Here is a 20,796-nt window from a genome sequence, read left to right as displayed (position 1 = left end):
AATCATGGGTAGAATAACTGAAAGTATAAAGCATTTAATCATCATCAATGTGATTTTATTCATTGCACCTCAATTTTTTAAAGGAATTGATTTGCAATCTTTATTTGCACTCTATTTTCCTAAAAATGAAAACTTTGGGTTTTGGCAATACCTAACGCACATGTTCATGCATGGTAGCTTTTCTCATATATTGTTCAACATGTATGGTTTATGGGCCTTTGGTACACCCTTAGAACAAAGGTGGGGCAGAAATAAATTTTTGTTTTTCTATTTTTCTGCAGGAATCGGAGCGGGACTTATCTATACAGGTGTCAATTATATTGAGTTTAATGGAATTTACAATGAGTTATTGATGCAGGGTGTTTCACCAGGAGCCATACAAAGTATGCTAAGCTCGGGTAGCTATGATACTGGACTAATTACCTTACCAAAAGAAACATTAACACAGTTCTACAGCTTATATCATACACCAGCAGTAGGAGCTTCAGGTGCCATATATGGAGTATTAGTCGCTTTTGGTTTATCATTTCCAAATGCCAAATTAGCCTTGATATTTTTCCCTGTTCCAATCTCAGCAAAATATTTCATCCCATTGATGATTTTGGGTGATTTATTCTTCGGAGTCACAAAATATTCTATTGGAAATGTTGCACATTTTGCACATATTGGTGGAGCAATTATTGGATTTTTGATTGCTTGGTATTGGAAAAAAAATCAATTCAAACGCTGGAATTAATTTATGAATGAAATCTTAAATAAATACAAACAAGGTACCATCGTAGAAAAGCTCATTTATTTAAATGTAGTGGCATACCTATTTACTTTTTTATTTAATTCTTTAGGATTTTTATTCCAAAGTCAATCCAATATTATAATGGATTGGTTTGCGATGCCTTCAAATATTGATGCATTTATTTTAAAACCTTGGACAATTTTAACCTATGGTTTTTTACATGGAGGATTTTTTCACATTCTTACCAACCTTATCGTTTTGTATTATATCGGTAATTTGTTTATCGATTATTTTACGCAAAAACAATTGTTGAGTTTTTACTTGTTCGGTACCGTATTCGGTGGACTCCTCTATTTGGTGAGTTATGAATTCTTACCTGCTTTTCAAAACACCAACGCAACATTAGTTGGTGCTTCATCCGCAGTGATGGCTATCTTTATGGGAATCGCCACTTATATTCCCAGTTACGAATTAAATTTTCGATTTATAGGTTTCGTAAAACTATGGAAAGTAGCAGCTTTTTTTATTGGATTAGACCTAATACAAATACCTAGCGGTAACGCAGGAGGGCACTTAGCTCATTTAGGTGGTGCTTTATTTGGATTTATATATATGAGTCAGCTACGAAAAGGCAGTATGGATTTCACGATAAAAAACCCTTTTGCAGATTTCTTCTCTAATAAAAGGACCTTAAAGACAGTTTATAAATCCAGAAAAAAAACGCAAAAAAAATCTAAAAACTATCAAAGCAATCAGCAAAAAATAGATGCGATTTTAGATAAAATCAGTAAGTCTGGGTACGATTCTTTAAGCAAAGAAGAAAAAAACTTATTATTCAAACAAGGAAAAAATTAAAATGAAAAAACTTTCCTTTTTAGATAAAATTTTCTTTTTTCTCAATTCAGTTGCGGCAGCATTATTACTTACTTCGTACCTCATTCCCTACATCTCACCAAAGATCACTTCAACGGTTTCTGTGTTAAGTTTGGGTTTGCCATTATTACTTATTTGCAATACATTGTTTATGCTGTATTGGATGCTTAAGTTGAAAAAGCAATTCTTAGTATCATTAATTATTTTACTTATAGGATACCAGCATGTAAATGCCTTTATTCAAATTAACGAGAAGAAAACACTTGGTGATGATGATCTGAAAATCATGTCGTACAATGTAAGAATGTTCAATATGTATAATTGGACTAAAGAAAAAAACATTGAAACTAAAATCAAGAATTTAATATACAAAGAAGATCCAGATGTGGTTGCAATTCAAGAATACCATAAGAACGCTAAAAAATTTAGGAATTACCCTTATCAGTACATAAAAAACAACCATGCAAGCATTGAACTCTGTATCTTGTCAAAATATAAAATCATCAATCACGGTTCATTAGACTTTAAACCCACAGGAAACAACGCCATTTTCGCTGATATCGTAATTAAATCTGACACGATACGTTTCTATAACTTGCACCTACAATCTCTGAAAATAGACAAAAACAAAGATAATTTTGGAGCAAAAGATTCTAAAAACTTGTTACAAACACTAAAAAAACATTTTAGAATTCAAGCTACTCAAATCGAACAACTGAAAGCTCATGAAAAAAAATGCAACTATCGCACCATTTTTATGGGTGATTTTAACAACACAGCATTCTCATGGGTATACAAAACACTGAAAGAAAAGAAAACCGACACTTTTATAGCATCGGGTTCAGGTTTTGGAAAAACTTTTGATTATATTTTCCCTTTCAGAATAGATTTTATTTTAGTGGATGAATCTATGGAGGTTACAAGTTTTAAAAATTTTAAAGAAAATTATTCAGACCATTTTCCAATCATGTCTCGAATAAATTTTTCAAAAAACCATAAAAAATAAATTGATGAAAACATTTGATGTCGCAGTAATTGGTAGTGGTCCCTCGGGAGCTTCGGCTGCATTAAAACTGGCTGAAAACAACTTATCTGTTGTGCTAATTGAAAAAGAAACCTTACCAAGATACAAAACATGTGGAGGAGGATTTGTATATAGAGGAAGACGTAGATTGCCTTTTGATATTAGTTCTGTTGTAAAAAGAGAATTCAACAAAATTGACATCTATTTTGATAAGGCAGATATCCACCTTTCATCTGAAAGGGAAGAACCTATTATCAGTATGATCATGAGAGATGATTTTGACAATTTAATTGTCGAAAAAGCAAAACAAGCTGGCATTACTTTATTGGAAGGTCATAAGTTAAAAAAAATGTCCTTTGATGAAACAATTACGCTACACACTTCACAAGGAGATGTGAGTTCAAAATTTGTGATTGCAGCAGATGGGGCTTTGAGTCCAACTGCCAAATTAGCAGGCTGGAACGACACAAGATATTTAATTCCTGCTTTAGAATATGAGGTAGAAGTTTCTCCAAAAGACTTTGAAAGATTGTCGAAAGAAGTTCGTTTTGATTTTGATGCAGTGCCCTTAGGGTACGGATGGAGTTTTCCAAAAGAAAACCACCTTTCAATTGGAGTTGCCTCTGCGAGGAGAACAAAAATTGACTTAAAAAAGTATTACAAAGAGTATTTAACAACACTTGGTATTACCGATATAATAAGTGAAGAATTTCACGGATTTCAGATTCCTGTATCACCAAGAACGGATGGTTTTTTTAAAAACAATGTTTTGCTAACAGGAGATGCTGCAGGGTTCGCAGATCCTATCACAGCCGAAGGAATATCAAATGCAATATTAACTGGTGAAATGGCAGCCGAAGCTATTATTGAAGGGAAACTCGATAGTGAAAAAACAGAGAAGCTTTACTTTGATAAACTAAACGAAACTGTATTACCTGAGATAAAAACAGGGTTGTATCTTTCAAAAGTTTTTTATGAAAAAGAAAAAGTAAGACACTTTTTAATGAAACAATACGGACAGCGTTTTTGTGAAGCCATGACCGATGTTTTTATGGGAGAAAGATCTTATCCAACAGATATCAAAAAACGAATTGGTGAAAAGATAAAAGGCGCAATCTTTGACAAGTTTAAAATATAAACTCGAAGCATGGAAACCAAAAGACTTAACAAGGCAATATCTGAGACTGGTTACTGCTCTAGAAGAGCGGCAGATAAGCTTATTGAAGACGGAAAAGTTGCCGTAAATGGTAAAACGGCAGGACTTGGAGTCAAGGTTTCTGTAAAAGACACCATCACTGTTTTAGGACAAGTAATTACCAAAGAGGTTGAAAACATTTATTTGGCTTTTAACAAACCTGTAGGAATTACATGTACTACTGACACCAAAATTCGTGGTAATATTATTAGTTACTTGAATTATCCTGAACGAATATTTCCGATTGGTAGATTAGACAAACCTAGTGAAGGGCTCATTTTTATGACCAACGATGGAGATATTGTGAACAAGATACTTCGCTCGAAAAACAATCACGAAAAAGAATACATTGTTACCGTTGACAAAAAAATCACAGATTCTTTTGTTGCAAAAATGAGTAATGGAATTCCAATTTTGGATACAATAACAGATAAGTGTAAAGTTGAAAAAATCAATGATTATACTTTCAAAATCATCTTAACACAAGGTTTAAATCGTCAAATTCGAAGGATGTGTGAGTATTTAAACTACGAGGTGAAAAAATTAAAACGAGTTCGAATCATGAACATTCGACTCAACAATTTAAAACCTGGTAAGTATCGAGAATTTACCAAACAAGAATTGCAAACCATCAATCAGTTGGTTGGAAACTCTAGCAAAACAGAAGAAGCTTCTTAAAAAAGTACCCTGAGCTTATCGATGGGTACTTTTTAAATTTTATTTACTGGCAAACAGTGCTACATCTTCTTTAGAAACTTTTTGATCCCCTAAAATAATCAACCTCTCAACTACATTTCTCAATTCACGGATGTTCCCCGTCCAATCGTAACCTTGTAACAACTCCAAGGCTTCATTCGAAAACACCTTGTTTGGAATACCTTGCTCTGCAGAAACCTGCTTAGAAAAATGTTCTACGAGTAAAGGAATATCTTCTCTTCTATCATTAAGCGCCGGTACTTGAATCAATATAACTGCCAAACGATGGTATAAATCCTCTCGAAATCTTCCTTCGCTAATTTCCTTTTTTAAGTCTTTATTTGTTGCAGCTACTACACGAACATTTACTTTTATATCTTTCTCACTTCCTACTCTACTTACTTTATTTTCTTGAAGCGCACGCAATACTTTTGCTTGAGCAGAAAGACTCATATCTCCAATTTCATCCAAAAAAATGGTACCATTATTTGCTGCTTCAAATTTACCAGCTCTGTCTTTATTAGCCCCTGTAAACGATCCCTTTACATGACCAAACAATTCACTTTCAATTAATTCAGAAGGAATTGCAGCACAATTCACCTCAATCATCGGAGCTTTACTTCTGTCACTTTTTTCATGCAACCAATGTGCCACCAACTCCTTACCTGTTCCGTTTGGTCCTGTAATCAAAACACGAGCATCTGTAGATGCTACTTTTTCAATCATGGTTTTGATACGAGAAATCGAGTCACTTTCTCCTATCATTTCATATTTCTTACTAACCTTTTTCTTTAATCTTTTGTTCTCAACAATTAAATCCTTACTCAACAAAGCATTTCGAACCGTAGTCAACAATCGATTTAAATCTGGTGGTTTAGAAATATAGTCAAAAGCTCCTAAGCGCATGGTTTCTACCGCTGTATCAAGATCTCCATGGCCAGATATCATTATTACCGGTATTTCTGGCTTTACTTTTTTTAACTTTTCAAGTACTTCTACACCGTCCATTTTTGGCATTTTGATATCACACAATATCAAATCGTAATCATTCTCTAAAACCTTCTCTAACCCAATCAAACCATTTTCAGCTTCTTCGGTTTGGTAGCTGTCGTTTTCTTCACTGATGATTTTATTTAAAACCCTGCGAATTGCAGCTTCGTCTTCAATTATTAAAATTTTACTCATTATAGGTATTTCTATAGTTCGTTAGTTAATAGCAGTAATTTTTAAACATTACATACTTGTAAAGATATTTATTTTGACATACCAAAGGTTAAGAAAATTCTTAAAAACCTATTAAAAGATCATCAGTAGCGTAACCATTTATACAGGTCCTTGTAACTCGGCTTTTTACCATACATTAAAATCCCTACTTTATATATTTTCGCTGCTAACAATACTATTCCTAAAAAGGTAACTACTAGTAACAACATCGACCCTAATAACTCATACCAAGCTACACCAAACGGAATTCGCATCAACATAACAATTGGTGAGGTAAAAGGAATGATCGAAAATGTAGTTGCAACTGGACCATGTGGATCACTAATAACCGCAGCAAAACCAACATACACTGCCAACATCAAAGGAATAATCACTGGCAACATAAATTGCTGGGTATCCGTTTCACTATCGACTGCTGCCCCTATTGCCGCATAAATTGAACTGTACAGAAAAAATCCTCCTAAAAAATAGAATACAAACAACAAAACCATGGTTACTAATGGTAATTGTAATATCTCTTTCAAGACGAAAACAATGTCATCATAATTTTCCAAATTTTCTGCCATTTGATTTACTGGTAATTTTGGAGTATTCATTGCCATCAAATCAACTCCTAAAAACATAGAGGCTGCTATACTGCAAAAGACAATTAGCAATCCCCAAATAAAAAACTGTAACAAACCAGCTGATGCATTTCCGATAATTTTACCCAACAACAATTGAAATGGTTTTACAGAAGAGACAATAACTTCAATTACTCTACTCGTTTTTTCTTCAATTACACTTCTCATCACAGAGTTCCCATATATAATAATAAACATCATTACTAGATACCCCGCTCCCGTACCGAGTCCGATTTTTAAACCAGCACCCAGTTTCGAAGATTCTTCTCCATAAAAATTCTCTTGATGAATCGCCACGTTGTAGGTCGCATCGTATATAGTTTGGGCTTGTATTCCAATTTTTTCTAAATGAAAAAACTTCAATCTGTTGGCAATCTTATTTTCTAAACTTTTGATCAACATAAAATTTGGCGTATCAGCAGAAAAATACATTATTTTATGTGAATACTCTTTTAAATCATCTTCAATAACTGGTAAATACAACAAACCGTCGTAATTATTTTCTTTTACCAACACTTTCGATTTATCTAAACCTACCACTGTTAAATCAATATAGGTGACAGATTCATTACTCTGCAACAAGCTACCGATTTCTAGGGTAGAATTATCTACAATAGCGATATGCTTCACGGTACTTTCGTTTACTTGAGTTAAATAAAACACCAAAAATCCCATACCAATTACCAGAATCGGACTTAAAAAAGTAAGGACAATAAATGATTTATTTCTAACTTTTATTAAAAACTCTCTATAGATGATTAATTTTAGTTTTTCCATAGTTGAGTAATTATTTAAGACTTGTTTTGTTAGAAACTGCCTGCATAAATATAGAGTTCATCGTTGGTATCTGTTCAGAAAAATGAATCACTTCACCGTGTTTCTGTAAAAGTTGAAGTAATTTCTCTGATGTATTTTTATCAGAAGTTTTTACTTGAAATTTTACCGCATCGTGAAATGAATAGAGTTTACTTGGTTTAACCTCAAATACTTCTTTCAATTCAGTTGTCAACTTACTCTCATCATTGGTTACAACTCCAACATCAAAAATATTGGTTTTATACTGTTTTTGTATTTCTGATATTTTTCCATCTAAAATTTTCTTAGACTGATGTATCAACGCAATATGATCACACATTTTCTCAACAGACTCCATACGGTGTGTAGAAAAAATAATGGTTGCTCCCTCGTCTTTCAACAACAATATTTCTTTTGCTATCAATTCTGCATTCACCGGATCAAAACCACTAAAAGGTTCATCAAAGATCAATAATTTAGGTTTGTGCAATACGGTAACAATAAATTGCACCTTTTGAGCCATTCCCTTAGAGAGTTCTTGAATTTTTTTATGCCACCAATCAGAAATTTCAAATTTTTCAAACCAATATTTTAACTGGGTGGTAGCTTCTTTTTTAGTCATCCCCTTTAGGCGAGCCAAATACAAAGCTTGCTCACCAACTTTCATTGATTTATACAACCCTCGTTCTTCTGGTAAATAACCAATCTGTGAAATATGTTTTGGTTGCAACTGTTCTCCATCCAAATACACAGTACCTTCATCTGGTAAAATAATTTGATTTAGAATCCGAATAAGAGAGGTTTTCCCTGCTCCATTTGGTCCTAACAAGCCAAACACACTTCCTTTAGGCACTTCTAATGAAACCGCATCTAGGGCAGTATATTCGCCATAATGCTTACTAACCTGGTCTATTTTTAACAAAATAATCTATTGAAATATTAGAAAATCAAAGATATCATTTTTTTGAGCCCAAAAAATATGCAATCGGTTTTTAGTTTTTTTAAAAAATATTAGTATATTTACTGTGCATGCATAATAAAATAATTTAGTATTGAAAAAATCAACCTCAAAAAATCTTTCCATAGATCATCATTTACGCGCTACGTGGCAAGCTGTAGCGAAGATGTACAACGAAGAAGCTTCTAAATATGGAAGTACCATGGCCACAGGGTTTTTGTTACTAAATATTGATTTAAAAGAAGGCACTGCATCTACTGCTTTAGGTCCAAAAATGGGAATGGAACCAACGAGTTTATCACGATTATTAAAAAAAATGGAAGAGCGAGGCCTAATCTACAGGGAAAAAAACCCAAAAGATGGTAGAGGCGTTTTGATAAAATTAACTGATTTTGGAATAGAAAAACGAGAAACTTCAAAACAAAGCGTTTTGAAATTTAACGACACCGTAAAAAACTCAATAAGCGAACATAAGCTTAAAAGTTTTTTTGAAGTAACAGAAACTATCAACGAATTAATTTCGAATAAACTAATCTTCGATAACTAAAAACTAGTAAACTCAAACTAATGAAGAAGCACATAAAAAAAATTGCTGTAATCGGATCTGGAATTATGGGATCTGGTATTGCATGCCACTTTGCCAATATTGGTGTTGAAGTACTTTTATTGGACATTGTTCCGAAAGAATTGAATGAAAAAGAAAAAGCGCAAGGCCTTACACTAGAATCAAGAGCTGTACGTAACAGAATCGTAGATTCAAGCTTAACAGCTTCTATAAAATCGAACCCTTCCCCTATTTATAAAAAAGAATTTTCTGCTAGAATTTCAACAGGAAATTTAGAAGATGACATCCAAAAAATCGCTCAAGTCGACTGGATTATTGAGGTTGTGGTTGAACGATTGGACATCAAACAAAAAGTATTTGAATTAGTAGAAAAACACAGGACACCTGGTACTGTAATTAGCTCGAACACTTCTGGGATTCCCATCAAGTTCATGAATGAGGGACGAAGCGAGGATTTTCAAAATCATTTTGCAGTAACTCATTTTTTCAACCCTCCTAGGTATTTAAAATTGTTTGAAGTTGTACCAGGTCCTTCCTGTAAACCAGAAATCGTAGACTTCTTAATGAAATACGGTGAAAAGTTTTTAGGAAAAACATCCGTACTTGCCAAAGACACACCTGCGTTTATCGGAAATAGAATAGGTATTTTTGGCATCATGAGTCTTTTTCACGTAGTAAAAGAATTAGATTTATCCATCGCTGAAGTTGATAAATTAACAGGTCCTGTTATTGGAAGACCAAAATCTGCCACATTCAGAACCGTAGATGTTGTCGGATTAGACACATTGGTTCATGTTGCGAATGGATTATATGAAAACTGTCCGAATGATGAGGCACATGAACTCTTTAAACTACCAGATTTCGTAAACAAACTTATTGAAAACAAATGGTTAGGTAATAAATCGAAACAAGGTTTTTACAAAAAAGAAGTCGATGCAAAAGGCAAAAAAAATATTTTGGCTTTGAATTTAAACTCCTTTGAATACGAAACATCGAATAAACCAAAATTTGCCACACTTGCAAGTACCAAAACTATCGACAAAGTAATCGATCGCTTTGCCGTTTTAATTAAAGGAAAAGACAAAGCTGGGGACTTTTATAGAAAAACGTTTGCTGCATTGTTTGCTTATAGCGCAAATAGAATTCCAGAAATATCAGATGAACTATTCAGAATTGACGATGCCATGAAAGCAGGTTTCGGATGGGAACATGGCCCTTTTCAAATTTGGGATGCCATAGGTGTTGAAAAAGGAATAGAATTGATAAAAAATGAAGGCTTAACTCTAAACAAATGGGTTGAAGAAATGCTTTTATCTGGAGCAAAATCGTTTTACTCCGTTGCTGAAGGAATTGAAAATTACTATGATATAGTTTCAAAAACTTACCATAAAAAACCAGGTCAAGATAGCTTTATCATTTTAGAGCACATTAGAGAATCTAAGACAATTTGGTCTAATAAAGAAGCGGCCATTCAACATCTTGGAGATGGAGTGCTAAATGTAGAGTTTCAATCAAAAATGAATACCATTGGCGGAGGTGTTTTACAAGCCATAAATAAGGGTATCGATTTAGCGGAAGAGGAATATGAAGCAGTAATACTTGGTAATCAAGCAGCTAATTTTTCTGTTGGAGCCAATTTAGCTATGGCTTTTTTACTAGCAATCGAACAAGAGTATGATGAATTAAACATGGCGACAAAACTATTTCAAGACACCGTTATGCGTTTACGCTATTCATCTGTACCCACGCTTCTCACGCCAAGAGGAATGACTTTTGGTGGAGCATGTGAAATGAGTATGCATGTAGATAAAGTTGTTGCAGCCGCAGAAACTTACACTGGTTTGGTTGAATTTGGGGTTGGAATTATACCGGCTGGCGCTGGTACAAAAGAAATGACCTTACGTGCATCAGAGGCATTTTTAAAAGACGATGTAAAATTAAACCGTTTGCGCGATAGTTTTATCAATATTGCCATGGCAAAAGTAGCCACCTCGGCACATGAAGCATTCGATTTAGGTTTTTATCAAACCGGTAAAGACATGGTCGTTGTAAATGCCAACAGACAAATTGCGACTGCTAAAAAGTATGCATTACAACTTTTAGATGATGGGTATACACAGCCAACACCGAAAAAAGTCAAAGTGCTTGGACAACAAGTTCTTGGAATGTTTAAAGTGGGCACAGATAGCTTGCAAAAAGGGAATTACGCTTCTGAACATGATAAGAAAATAGCAAATAAACTAGGCTATATAATGGCAGGTGGAGATCTTTCCGAACCAAGTTTTGTTAGCGAACAATACCTCTTAGATTTAGAGCGAGAGGCAATTTTATCGCTTTTCGGGGAACGTAAAACCTTAGAGAGAATTCAACATACGTTGAAAACAGGAAAACCTTTACGAAACTAATTCCATTAACAACTTAAACAAAAACAATGAAAACAGCATATATAATTCAAGGTTACCGTACCGCAGTTGGAAAAGCTCCAAAAGGACTTTTTCGTTTCAAACGTCCTGATGAACTGGCAGCCGAAACCATAGAACATTTATTAAAAAATGTACCTGAACTAGACAAAACAAGAATTGACGATGTTATTGTTGGAAATGCCATGCCTGAAGCTGAGCAAGGATTGAATATGGGAAGGTTGATTTCCCTTATGGGATTAAAAATTGATACAGTTGCCGGTATGACTGTGAATCGTTATTGTGCATCAGGTCTTGAAACCATAAGTATCGCGGCTGCGAAAATTCAATCTGGAATGGCAGATTGTATTATTGCTGGAGGTGTAGAAAGTATGAGTTATATCCCTATGGGAGGTTATAGACCCGTACCTAATTATAAAACTGCAAAAGAAGGTCATGAAGACTATTATTGGGGAATGGGATTGACTGCTGAAGCCGTCGCAAATCAATTCAAGGTTTCAAGAGAAGATCAAGATGAATTTGCCTTTAACTCGCATCAAAAAGCTTTAAAAGCTCAAGACAATCATATTTTTGAAGACGATATTGTACCCATTAATATCGAAGAAATATTTATCGATGAGCAAGGCAAGAAACAACAAAAAAACTACAGTGTAACAACTGATGAAGGACCACGAAGAGGAACCTCTATTCAAGCATTAAACAAGCTAAAACCTGTATTTGCTTCAAACGGATCTGTAACCGCAGGTAACTCATCTCAAATGAGTGATGGTGCTGCTTTTGTACTAGTGATGAGCGAGGAAATGGTGAAGGAATTAAACCTAGAACCAATTGCTAGAATGGTTTCTTTTGCCGTTGCAGGAGTACCACCAAAAATCATGGGTATTGGCCCGGTAAAAGCTATCCCTAAAGCATTGTCGAATGCTGGATTACAATTGAAAGATATTGATCTGATAGAACTAAATGAAGCATTTGCTTCACAATCACTTGCTGTGATTAGAGAGTTAGGACTGAATCAAGAAATTGTAAATGTAAACGGTGGCGCTATTTCATTAGGACATCCACTTGGTTGTACAGGAGCCAAACTTTCGGTACAGCTATTCAATGAAATGAGAAGAAGAAAAAACAAATACGGAATGGTTACCATGTGCGTTGGAACCGGACAAGGAGCAGCGGGCGTATATGAGTTTTTAAAATAAAGAGTAAACTAAACTAAAACAAACACCATGGGAACAATAAAAGGAGGCGAATTCTTATTAAAAGAAACAGCAGCTCAAGATATATTTATCACAGAAGACTTTTCTGAAGAGCAACTTATGATGAAGGAATCAGTAAAAGAATTTATCGACAAAGAAGTCTGGCCACATAAAGAACGATTTGAAAACTCTGATTATGGCTTTACTGTTGAAATAATGAATAAAGCTGCTCAAATGGGACTGTTGAGTATTTCTGTTCCTGAAGCGTATGGAGGAATGGGAATGGGTTTTGTTTCTACGATGCTTGTTTGTGATTATATTTCTGGTTCAAGTGGATCTTTAGCAACTGCCTACGGAGCCCATACTGGAATTGGTACTATGCCAATTTTACTGTATGGTACAGAAGAACAGAAACAAAAATATGTTCCAAAATTGGCCTCAGGAGAATGGTATGGTTCTTATTGTTTAACTGAGCCCGGAGCTGGTAGTGATGCCAATTCTGGTAAAACCAAAGCCGTTTTATCTGATGATGGAAAACACTATTTGATAAGTGGTCAAAAAATGTGGATTTCAAATGCAGGATTTTGTAGTCTGATGATTGTCTTTGCTAGAATTGAAGATGACAAAAATATTACTGCGTTTATCGTTGAATATGATCCGGAAAATCCTAACGGTATTACATTAGGCGAAGAAGAACATAAATTAGGAATAAAAGCTTCTTCTACCAGACAAGTCTTTTATAGCGACACAAAAGTACCTGTTGAGAACATGCTTTCTGAAAGAGGAAAAGGTTTTAAAATAGCCTTAAATTCTTTAAATGTTGGACGTATAAAACTTGCGGCTGCTTGTTTAGATGCTTGTCGTAGAGTTACAACTGAGGGAGTCAAGTATGCCAATGAAAGACAACAATTTAAAACTCCTATTGCCCAATTCGGTGCTATTCAATATAAAATAGCGGAAATGGCAACCAAAACTTTTGTTACTGAATCTGGAAGTTACAGAGCTGCAAAAGACATTCAAAACAAAATTGATGAATATATTGCATCTGGGAGCTCACATCAAGAAGCAGAGTTAAAAGGTGTAGAAGAATATGCCATAGAATGTGCATTGTTAAAAGTGCACGCCTCTGAAACTGCCCAATATGTTACCGATGAGGGAATTCAAATTTTTGGAGGGATGGGATTCTCACAAGACACTCCAATGGAAGCTGCTTGGAGGGATGCTAGAATAGGAAGAATCTACGAAGGTACAAATGAAATAAATAGATTATTAAGTGTTGGTATGCTACTAAAAAAAGCATTCAAAGGAGAATTAGATTTGATTACTCCTGCAATGGCAGTTGCCAACGATCTAATGTCAATCCCCTCTTTCGACACACCTGATTATACTCCTTTGTTTTCTGAAGAAAAAGAGATCATAACAAAATTGAAAAAAACGTTCTTAATGATCGCTGGTAAAGCGGTTGAAACATTTGGAATGGACTTAGAGCAGCAGCAACAAATAATTTCGGCAGCTTCAGATATTATGATTGAGATATACATGGCAGAATCCACAATATTAAAAGTCGAAAAATTGGTTTCTAAAAAAACTGAATCTGCTTGTGAAGCACAAATTGCCATGGCAAAATTAAACCTTTATAATGCGGTTGAAATTATCAACAAACAAGGAAAAGAAGCTATTGTATCTTTTACTGAAGGTGACGAACAACGAATGCTACTTATGGGTTTAAAACGATTTACTAAGTATGCAAATTACCCTAATGTTGTGCAGTTAAGAAAAATTATCGCTCAGAAAATAATCGCCGAAAACGAATACTGTTTTTAATGTTTTTAGTATCGTTTTGAGTATCTTTGTGGTAAATTTTATAAGATGAAATTACTTCTGATTACTGTTGTATTGTTGGGAATTGCTTTCGCTGGAATAGCAATAAAAATTTGGGCTAAAAAAGACGGTAAATTCGCTGGAACATGTGCTAGTCAAAATTCAAATTTCAACGACAGTGGTGAACCATGCGGTTTTTGTGGAAAAATGCCAGAAGATTGCGAAAATAAATAACAATGCTATTTTATTTGTTTGTTGTTTTCTATGTCATTGTAGCAATACAATGCCTATACTATTTATTGTTTCTAACACCTTTACACAAAAAAAAGCAATCTATCCTCACTAACAGTGAACCTATTTCTGTTATTATTTGTGCAAAAAACGAAGCGAACAATTTAAAAAGATTCCTACCTAGCCTTCTAAATCAAAACTATTCTGGAGAATTTGAAATAGTACTAATCAACGATCGGTCTACTGATGATACAGCACTTATAATTGACCTATTCGCGTCATCAAATGAAAATATTAAAGTAGTTACCATAGAAGAATGCGAAAACTTCTGGGGAAGCAAAAAATATGCTCTCACTCTTGGTATCAAAGCTGCAAGTCATGAGCATCTACTACTTACAGATGCCGATTGCAAGCCTCTATCGAATCAATGGATTCAGAGTATGGCAAACAATTTTACTCAAAACAAACACATTGTATTAGGTTATGGTGCCTATAAAAAAAACAAATCCTTTATCAATAAATTGATTCGTTATGAAACTTTATTGACTGCCATACAGTATTTCAGTTATTCTAAAATTGGTTTGACATATATGGGAGTAGGAAGAAATTTGGCCTATACAAAATCTGATTTTTTTAAAGTCAATGGATTTATCAAACACATAAAAATAAAATCCGGAGATGATGATTTATTCATCAATGAAATTGCGACCAAAAACAACACCTCTTTCACATTAGACACCAATAGTTTCACAGAATCACTACCTAAACAAAACTTCAAAGATTGGATCCTTCAAAAAAGAAGACATATATCAACAGCACATTTGTATAAATTAAAACATAAATTACCGCTTGGCATATTTTACATCTCACAGTTACTCTTTTACGCATTAGCAGGAATATTGGTAATTATAAATCCAAAATCGCATACAATTCTAGCATTGATAGCAATTAGATACATACTAGTATATGCATCTATAGGCTTCTTTTCAAAGAAAATAAAAGAAGTAGATCTTATTATTCTTACTCCAATTTTAGAAATTGCGTTAATACTAACACAATTATATATATATTTAAAAAATAAATTGGTGAACCCAAATCATTGGTAGGCAATAGACATATATGAGTCAGTTAATAAAACAACACATACTTCGTGCTAAAACTGGAGACCAACAAGCCTACAAAGCTTTGTTGAATCATTTTTGGAACGATATTTATCGTTTTCAATTATCCAAAACAAACAATGAAAATGAAGCTGAAGATATCACAATCCAAACATTTTCGAAAGCATTTGATAAATTAGACACTTATAACGATTCCTATAATTTTAAAACTTGGCTATTAACCATTTCGAAAAACATTCACATTGATGCTTTAAGAAAAACAAAAGCCGAAACAATTTCTTTGAACAATGATTTTAACGAATCTTACGATATAACAGACGAAGCACCTTCTCCAGAAGATCAAATTATCAGTGAACAAAATCTAGCACAACTGCTTATCTACATCAAACAATTAAAACCTCATTATCAAAAAATAATCAACTTGCGATATTTCCAAGAATTATCTTATAAAGAAATTGCAAAAGAATTGGACGAACCAATGAACAATATTAAAGTAAAACTACTACGAGCCAAAAAACTTTTGTTAGAGATAATCACGCATAAAAACCTCTAAACCAAATCGTTTTAAATATTTTATAATTTATATTTATTTTTTGTCAGGTAAATTGGAATATTCCGACAAAATTTACGTTATTTATAATATGCAAATGTTAATCATTTTCAATATTTGCAAGAAAAACAACATAAAAAATAGAGTATACACCTGAATTATAATAATTTTGCAATAAATTAGATGATATACATCTTGAAATTAACAATAGTATGAAAAAGACTATTCAATACATATTACTATTTATACTTAGTCTGAATGGATTTCAAATATTTGCACAATTTGGACCACCTCCTCCACCCCCACCTCCAGGATTACCTATAGATGGAGGGGTCTTATTTTTAGCTGCATCTGCTATTATCTATGGAGCGACAAAATTGAAAAAATAGACAACTTTATATCAAAAAAAAACTCCTTAAATTCTTAAGGAGTTTTTTTTTGTTCTATATATTACTATTTCGCGACATTGACCGCTCTAGTTTCTCTAATAACAGTTACTTTCACCTGTCCTGGATAAGTCATATCATTTTGAATTTTTTGAGAGATTCCGAATGATAACTCTGCTGCCTTATCATCAGACACCTTTGTGCTTTCTACAAGTACTCTCAATTCTCGCCCTGCTTGAATCGCATATGCTTTTTGAACACCTGAAAATCCAAAAGCTAAATCTTCTAAATCTTTCAAACGCTGGATATAAGAATCTAACACCTGTCTCCTTGCTCCTGGTCTAGCTCCTGAAATCGCATCACAAACTTGAACAATAGGAGCATAAAGTGATTTCATCTCTATTTCATCATGATGGGCACCGATAGCATTACATACATCTTGTTTTTCACCGTATTTTTCAGCCCACTGCATACCTAACAAAGCGTGAGGTAATTCAGTCTCCGTATCTGGCACTTTACCAATATCGTGCAATAAACCAGCTCTTTTCGCTATCTTAGGATTCAAGCCTAACTCAGTGGCCATCAAAGCACACAAGTTTGCTACTTCTCTTGAATGTTGTAATAAATTCTGTCCATAAGAAGAACGGAATTTCATTCGACCGACTGTTTTAATCAATTCTGGGTGTAATCCATGAATTCCTAAATCAATTACAGTTCTCTTTCCTACTTCTACAATCTCTTGTTGGATTTGTTTTTCAGTTTTCTTAACAACTTCTTCAATTCTGGCAGGGTGAATACGACCATCAGTAACTAAATTATGCATTGATAATCTTGCTACTTCTCTTCGTACAGGGTCAAAACAAGAAAGAATAATTGCTTCTGGCGTATCGTCTACTATAATCTCTACACCCGTAGCGGCTTCAATCGCACGAATATTTCTTCCTTCACGACCTATAATACGACCTTTAACATCATCAGACTCTAAGTTAAAAACAGAAACACAATTTTCTATGGATTGTTCTACACCCACCCTTTGGATAGTGTTTAAAATAATTTTTCTTGCTTCTTGCTCTGCTGTCAATTTCGCTTCTTCCAAAATATCTTGTACATACGACATAGCATCCGATTTTGCTTCATCTTTCAAAGACTTCACTAAATCTGCTTTTGCATCTTCCGCAGAAATACCAGAAATAACTTCCAGTTGTTCTATCTGTCTTTTATGAACTTTATCAACCTCAACTTGTTTCTTTTCTAAGAACTCAAGCTTATAGTCGTAATCTTTTTGTTTTGAAATTATCTCTTTGTTGAGTCGTCGGTTTTTATCGAGCTCAGAAGCTAATTGTGATTCTTTTTCTCTGATTCGCTTCTCTACATCTACAATTTTTTTCTCACGAGCCAAAACCACCTTTTCATGTTCTGCTTTTAATTCAATAAAACGTTCTTTTGCTTGAAGTATTTTATCTTTTTTAATAGACTCAGCTTCTTTATGCGCAGCTTTGACTCTATTTGCAGCAGTTCTTTTTGCTGTTTTAATGATTGTAGAACCTTTTTTGTTCTGAAGTATTTTACTAATAAAAAGACCCGCAATGAAGCCTAATCCTAAAGCAACTATAATACTTATTATTGTTGTTGTTTCCATCTAAAAAATTTATATATAAAAAAACCTACATCAGTTGGTTTATATAAACTCCCAAATAACAAGTTTAGGACTAACTAGAAGCTCAAGTATTCGACCGAATCGACCCGCTTTTACAACTAAGACTCATCCTTTTTAATGGAATTGCGTTGAGTTTATCAAACATTAACTAATGTAGGTAGTATTCTCTGTATTTTAAAACCTTATTTCAAGTTTGCATCTAACAATCGATGCATCTTATCTAATTTTTCATTTGCTTTTTGTTCATCTTCCTGATCTACAATAGATGTTACTTCTAATTTAGAAGCAAATTGCAATGCACACATTGCTAAAACATCTTGTTTATCATTCACAGCATAGTTTTCTTCAAACTTCAAAATCAACTCATTAATTTTTTCCGCAGCTTTTCTGGTCCCCTCCTCTTCAATTGCGTTTGAAACGTACAAAGGATAGGTTCTTCCACCTATTGCTACATTAATTTTGACTTTATCTGCCATGTAAATGAACTTATTGATTCAATCGAACGATACAATTATCAATTTCGCGAATCAACGCATTTATTTTATTTTTAGTTTCTCTACTATCGGTTCTACTACCATCAATAGTTTTTGCAATTTTCAACAACCTATATTTTTCTGTTTCTTGACTCAAATCATATTCTAATTTAGCAGTCAAATTTTGCAATTTATTGATTCTAGAAATCAAAATATCATTTTCTTCCTTAAGAAAAGTATACCTTTCAATCAAGGTTTCTAACTTACTTTCCAACAAATCAACAGATTCCAAATTTATACTCATAAGTTGTAATTACGAAAACTATCTCTACAAAGTTAACATTCCAAAGTTAAAATACAACATTTTATATGGCTTTTACCATATTTTTTTAATACAATGAGTTAACTCGTTCAGAAACAAGTTCAAATAGACACAATGAACTGCTATATTATGTCGTTGTTATTTAGAGAAAAATTTGATTATTTGATGGATACTTTTTTCTGAATTAATGGTATTTTAGCTTTAAAATTATTACTCTTTTGAAAAAAACATTACTAGCCTTCATATGTGCCGTCTATATATTTACCGATGCCAATTCACAAACTAAATATCCGCAAGATTATTTTAGAAACCCTCTAGAAATTCCTATGATCTTAGCGGGTACATTTGGAGAGTTGAGAACAGCACATTTCCATTCGGGTATGGATTTAAAAACGCAACAAAAAGAGGGGTTAAAAGTACATACAGCTGCAGAAGGATATGTATCACGAATTAAGATTTCTAATTGGGGATATGGTAAAGCCTTATATATTACACATCCGAATGGTTATACCACGGTGTATGCTCATCTTAAAAAATTCAACAAAGAGATTGAAGACTACATCCTGAAAAAACAATACAAATACGAAAAAGAGGAGATTCAGTTGTTTCCTAAAAAAGACGAACTAAAAGTTATTAAAGATGAAATAGTTGCATTTTCAGGGAGTACCGGTGGTTTTATAGCTCCGCATTTACATTTCGAAATACGAGATACTCGAACAGAAAAAACCATCAATCCGATGCATTTTGGTTTGATTCCTTCTGACTCTAAAAAACCAGTAATTAACCATCTTCGTGCCTATACATTTAACGACAGTTCTCATGTAAATTTGAGCAATATCGAGATCCCTGTACCATTCAAACAAATAGGTTCAGGTGTTTACAAAACTGAAATGATAAATGCGTATGGAAAAATAGGTTTCTCAATAAACACCTATGACCAACAAGACGGGGCGCTTAACAAAAACGGGATCTATAAATTGGAACTTTTTGTGAATGAAAAAAAAACATTTGAACACAAAGTTGAAACCTTTTCTTTTCACGAATCTAAATACATAAATCTTTTAATCGATTACCCATTCTATGCAGAACATAAAAGAAAGTACCAAAAAACGTTTGTGCATCCAATGAGTAAATTAAGTACATATAAAAGAACTGAAGAAAACGGGTATATCACCGTAAAAGATGGTGAAAAATACGAGGTAACCATAAAAGCCACAGATTTTGTTGGGAATAGCTCTCAGTTAAACATGAATATTTCAGGAAAAAAGAAAGCTCCGATTGCGCTAAAAAAAGAGACAGTTACTCCTTATTACATTAGAAAAGGTGTAGAGAATAGTTTTCGCCTGCAGCATGCAAAAATAAAATTCAAAAAAAATACATTTTACAATAACACATACCTCGACATTAAATACAAAGACAGTGTCTTAAGCATTCATAAGCCTAATATTCCTTTACATATAAGCTATGAACTATCTTTTGATGTTTCAAATTATTCTGAAAGTGAGAAAAAACAACTATATATTGCACAAGTACAAAAAAACAAATACTTCAATTATTACAGTACTGTAAAAAATGATAGTATTTTTAAAACAACAACTCGAAGTCTTGGTGACTTTAAACTACATAGAGATACCGATCCTCCAGTAATTGACAAATGTAGCTTCTATGAAAATCAAAATCTTTCTAAGTACCGATTTATTACAATACGAGTAAAAGATGCTTTGTCTGGGTTAAAAGAATACCGTGGTGAAATTGATGGAAAATGGGTCCGTCTTGAACTAAATGTAAAAAACAACACCTTGACTTTTGATTTTAACGACATTACTTTAGAAAAAGGGAAACATACTTTTAGCTTAATCGCTATGGATAATGTTGGAAATACTTGTACATTTACATCTTTATTTCATCTAAAATAAACCAAACCTGATTGAACCTA

20 protein-coding genes and 1 other RNA gene are annotated in these 20,796 nt (G+C 33.5%); 14 read left to right on the top strand and 7 right to left on the bottom strand.

Annotated elements, in window-relative coordinates:
• Nucleotides 1-4: 4 nt before the first annotated feature.
• The 5 genes from F6P99_RS05290 to rluF are packed head-to-tail and all read left to right on the top strand — an operon-like array spanning nt 5 to nt 4,503.
• Complete coding sequence (locus F6P99_RS05290; protein WP_152286421.1) at nt 5-736, top strand: rhomboid family intramembrane serine protease; 732 nt, start codon at nt 5-7, stop codon at nt 734-736.
• A 3-nt stretch (nt 737-739) separates the two neighbouring features.
• Entirely contained in the window at nt 740-1,588 is an 849-nt protein-coding gene (locus tag F6P99_RS05285; protein WP_152286420.1) for a rhomboid family intramembrane serine protease, read from the top strand.
• A gap of 1 nt (nt 1,589) precedes the next feature.
• The gene (locus tag F6P99_RS05280; RefSeq protein WP_152286419.1) at nt 1,590-2,612 is read left to right on the top strand and encodes an endonuclease/exonuclease/phosphatase family protein; all 1,023 of its coding nucleotides are present in this window, start codon (nt 1,590-1,592) and stop codon (nt 2,610-2,612) included.
• 4 nt (nt 2,613-2,616) lie between these two features.
• Complete coding sequence (locus tag F6P99_RS05275) at nt 2,617-3,768, top strand: geranylgeranyl reductase family protein (RefSeq protein ID WP_152286418.1); 1,152 nt, start codon at nt 2,617-2,619, stop codon at nt 3,766-3,768.
• Between the two features lie 9 nt (nt 3,769-3,777).
• Complete coding sequence (gene rluF, locus F6P99_RS05270; RefSeq protein ID WP_152286417.1) at nt 3,778-4,503, top strand: 23S rRNA pseudouridine(2604) synthase RluF; 726 nt, start codon at nt 3,778-3,780, stop codon at nt 4,501-4,503.
• Between the two features lie 39 nt (nt 4,504-4,542).
• On the opposite strand, the gene F6P99_RS05265 is transcribed toward rluF, so the two are convergent.
• The 3 genes from F6P99_RS05265 to F6P99_RS05255 form a co-directional block, all read right to left on the bottom strand.
• Nucleotides 4,543-5,706 carry a sigma-54-dependent transcriptional regulator gene (locus F6P99_RS05265; protein WP_152286416.1) on the bottom strand — a complete coding sequence of 388 codons (1,164 nt, stop codon included), beginning with the start codon at nt 5,704-5,706 and terminating at the stop codon, nt 4,543-4,545.
• A 122-nt stretch (nt 5,707-5,828) separates the two neighbouring features.
• Nucleotides 5,829-7,145 carry an ABC transporter permease gene (locus tag F6P99_RS05260; RefSeq protein WP_152286415.1) on the bottom strand — a complete coding sequence of 439 codons (1,317 nt, stop codon included), beginning with the start codon at nt 7,143-7,145 and terminating at the stop codon, nt 5,829-5,831.
• Nucleotides 7,146-7,155: 10 nt separating this feature from the next.
• The gene (locus F6P99_RS05255; RefSeq protein WP_152286414.1) at nt 7,156-8,085 is read right to left on the bottom strand and encodes an ABC transporter ATP-binding protein; all 930 of its coding nucleotides are present in this window, start codon (nt 8,083-8,085) and stop codon (nt 7,156-7,158) included.
• A 202-nt stretch (nt 8,086-8,287) separates the two neighbouring features.
• Between F6P99_RS05255 and F6P99_RS05250 the strand changes: the two genes are divergently transcribed.
• The 8 genes from F6P99_RS05250 (at nt 8,288) to F6P99_RS13380 (ending at nt 16,411) form a co-directional block, all read left to right on the top strand.
• Entirely contained in the window at nt 8,288-8,668 is a 381-nt protein-coding gene (locus F6P99_RS05250) for a MarR family winged helix-turn-helix transcriptional regulator (protein ID WP_152286747.1), read from the top strand.
• 20 nt (nt 8,669-8,688) lie between these two features.
• Nucleotides 8,689-11,091 (top strand): 3-hydroxyacyl-CoA dehydrogenase/enoyl-CoA hydratase family protein, encoded by a 2,403-nt coding sequence (locus F6P99_RS05245; RefSeq protein ID WP_152286413.1) that lies wholly within the window; start codon nt 8,689-8,691, stop codon nt 11,089-11,091.
• A gap of 26 nt (nt 11,092-11,117) precedes the next feature.
• On the top strand, nt 11,118-12,302 hold the full coding sequence (locus tag F6P99_RS05240) for an acetyl-CoA C-acyltransferase (protein ID WP_152286412.1): 1,185 nt from the start codon (nt 11,118-11,120) through the stop codon (nt 12,300-12,302).
• A 27-nt stretch (nt 12,303-12,329) separates the two neighbouring features.
• Nucleotides 12,330-14,123: an acyl-CoA dehydrogenase family protein gene (locus F6P99_RS05235; protein WP_152286411.1), complete on the top strand. Its 1,794-nt coding sequence runs from the start codon at nt 12,330-12,332 to the stop codon at nt 14,121-14,123.
• Nucleotides 14,124-14,168: 45 nt separating this feature from the next.
• Nucleotides 14,169-14,354, top strand: coding sequence for a membrane or secreted protein (locus F6P99_RS05230; RefSeq protein ID WP_152286410.1), 186 nt, complete (start codon nt 14,169-14,171; stop codon nt 14,352-14,354).
• A 2-nt stretch (nt 14,355-14,356) separates the two neighbouring features.
• On the top strand, nt 14,357-15,457 hold the full coding sequence (locus F6P99_RS05225; RefSeq protein WP_152286409.1) for a glycosyltransferase: 1,101 nt from the start codon (nt 14,357-14,359) through the stop codon (nt 15,455-15,457).
• Between the two features lie 13 nt (nt 15,458-15,470).
• Complete coding sequence (locus F6P99_RS05220; RefSeq protein WP_152286408.1) at nt 15,471-16,025, top strand: RNA polymerase sigma factor; 555 nt, start codon at nt 15,471-15,473, stop codon at nt 16,023-16,025.
• 209 nt (nt 16,026-16,234) lie between these two features.
• A complete protein-coding gene (locus F6P99_RS13380) occupies nt 16,235-16,411 on the top strand; it encodes a PID-CTERM protein-sorting domain-containing protein (RefSeq protein ID WP_193316005.1) in 177 nt (58 codons plus the stop codon).
• Between the two features lie 64 nt (nt 16,412-16,475).
• Here the strand turns inward: F6P99_RS13380 and rny are convergent, their stop codons facing one another.
• The 4 genes from rny to F6P99_RS05200 form a co-directional block, all read right to left on the bottom strand.
• Nucleotides 16,476-18,047 (bottom strand): ribonuclease Y, encoded by a 1,572-nt coding sequence (gene rny / locus F6P99_RS05215; RefSeq protein WP_152286407.1) that lies wholly within the window; start codon nt 18,045-18,047, stop codon nt 16,476-16,478.
• Between the two features lie 45 nt (nt 18,048-18,092).
• Nucleotides 18,093-18,199, bottom strand: a non-coding RNA gene (gene ssrS / locus F6P99_RS05210) — 6S RNA.
• Between the two features lie 48 nt (nt 18,200-18,247).
• Nucleotides 18,248-18,541, bottom strand: coding sequence for a cell division protein ZapA (locus F6P99_RS05205; protein ID WP_152286406.1), 294 nt, complete (start codon nt 18,539-18,541; stop codon nt 18,248-18,250).
• Between the two features lie 10 nt (nt 18,542-18,551).
• Entirely contained in the window at nt 18,552-18,842 is a 291-nt protein-coding gene (locus F6P99_RS05200; RefSeq protein WP_152286405.1) for a hypothetical protein, read from the bottom strand.
• 236 nt (nt 18,843-19,078) lie between these two features.
• Between F6P99_RS05200 and F6P99_RS05195 the strand changes: the two genes are divergently transcribed.
• Nucleotides 19,079-20,776: a M23 family metallopeptidase gene (locus F6P99_RS05195; protein WP_152286404.1), complete on the top strand. Its 1,698-nt coding sequence runs from the start codon at nt 19,079-19,081 to the stop codon at nt 20,774-20,776.
• Nucleotides 20,777-20,796: the final 20 nt, after the last annotated feature.

Origin of the sequence: Flavicella marina (assembly GCF_009193215.1) — a bacterium.
Lineage (GTDB): Bacteria > Bacteroidota > Bacteroidia > Flavobacteriales > Flavobacteriaceae > Flavicella > Flavicella marina.
The sequence above is the reverse complement of the archived record's forward strand: the minus strand, read 5'-3'. Positions and strand labels throughout refer to the sequence as shown.

Excerpts from the sequence above, each read along its gene's own strand:
- F6P99_RS05290 (WP_152286421.1), top strand. The coding sequence starts at position 5 with ATGGGTAGAATAACTGAAAGTATAAAGCATTTAATCATCATCAATGTG.
- F6P99_RS05285 (WP_152286420.1), top strand. The coding sequence starts at position 740 with ATGAATGAAATCTTAAATAAATACAAACAAGGTACCATCGTAGAAAAG.
- F6P99_RS05280 (WP_152286419.1), top strand. The coding sequence starts at position 1,590 with ATGAAAAAACTTTCCTTTTTAGATAAAATTTTCTTTTTTCTCAATTCA.
- F6P99_RS05275 (WP_152286418.1), top strand. The coding sequence starts at position 2,617 with ATGAAAACATTTGATGTCGCAGTAATTGGTAGTGGTCCCTCGGGAGCT.
- rluF (WP_152286417.1), top strand. The coding sequence starts at position 3,778 with ATGGAAACCAAAAGACTTAACAAGGCAATATCTGAGACTGGTTACTGC.
- F6P99_RS05265 (WP_152286416.1), bottom strand. The coding sequence starts at position 5,706 with ATGAGTAAAATTTTAATAATTGAAGACGAAGCTGCAATTCGCAGGGTT.
- F6P99_RS05260 (WP_152286415.1), bottom strand. The coding sequence starts at position 7,145 with ATGGAAAAACTAAAATTAATCATCTATAGAGAGTTTTTAATAAAAGTT.
- F6P99_RS05250 (WP_152286747.1), top strand. The coding sequence starts at position 8,288 with ATGTACAACGAAGAAGCTTCTAAATATGGAAGTACCATGGCCACAGGG.
- F6P99_RS05245 (WP_152286413.1), top strand. The coding sequence starts at position 8,689 with ATGAAGAAGCACATAAAAAAAATTGCTGTAATCGGATCTGGAATTATG.
- F6P99_RS05240 (WP_152286412.1), top strand. The coding sequence starts at position 11,118 with ATGAAAACAGCATATATAATTCAAGGTTACCGTACCGCAGTTGGAAAA.
- F6P99_RS05235 (WP_152286411.1), top strand. The coding sequence starts at position 12,330 with ATGGGAACAATAAAAGGAGGCGAATTCTTATTAAAAGAAACAGCAGCT.
- F6P99_RS05230 (WP_152286410.1), top strand. The coding sequence starts at position 14,169 with ATGAAATTACTTCTGATTACTGTTGTATTGTTGGGAATTGCTTTCGCT.
- F6P99_RS05225 (WP_152286409.1), top strand. The coding sequence starts at position 14,357 with ATGCTATTTTATTTGTTTGTTGTTTTCTATGTCATTGTAGCAATACAA.
- F6P99_RS05220 (WP_152286408.1), top strand. The coding sequence starts at position 15,471 with ATGAGTCAGTTAATAAAACAACACATACTTCGTGCTAAAACTGGAGAC.
- F6P99_RS13380 (WP_193316005.1), top strand. The coding sequence starts at position 16,235 with ATGAAAAAGACTATTCAATACATATTACTATTTATACTTAGTCTGAAT.
- rny (WP_152286407.1), bottom strand. The coding sequence starts at position 18,047 with ATGGAAACAACAACAATAATAAGTATTATAGTTGCTTTAGGATTAGGC.
- F6P99_RS05205 (WP_152286406.1), bottom strand. The coding sequence starts at position 18,541 with ATGGCAGATAAAGTCAAAATTAATGTAGCAATAGGTGGAAGAACCTAT.
- F6P99_RS05200 (WP_152286405.1), bottom strand. The coding sequence starts at position 18,842 with ATGAGTATAAATTTGGAATCTGTTGATTTGTTGGAAAGTAAGTTAGAA.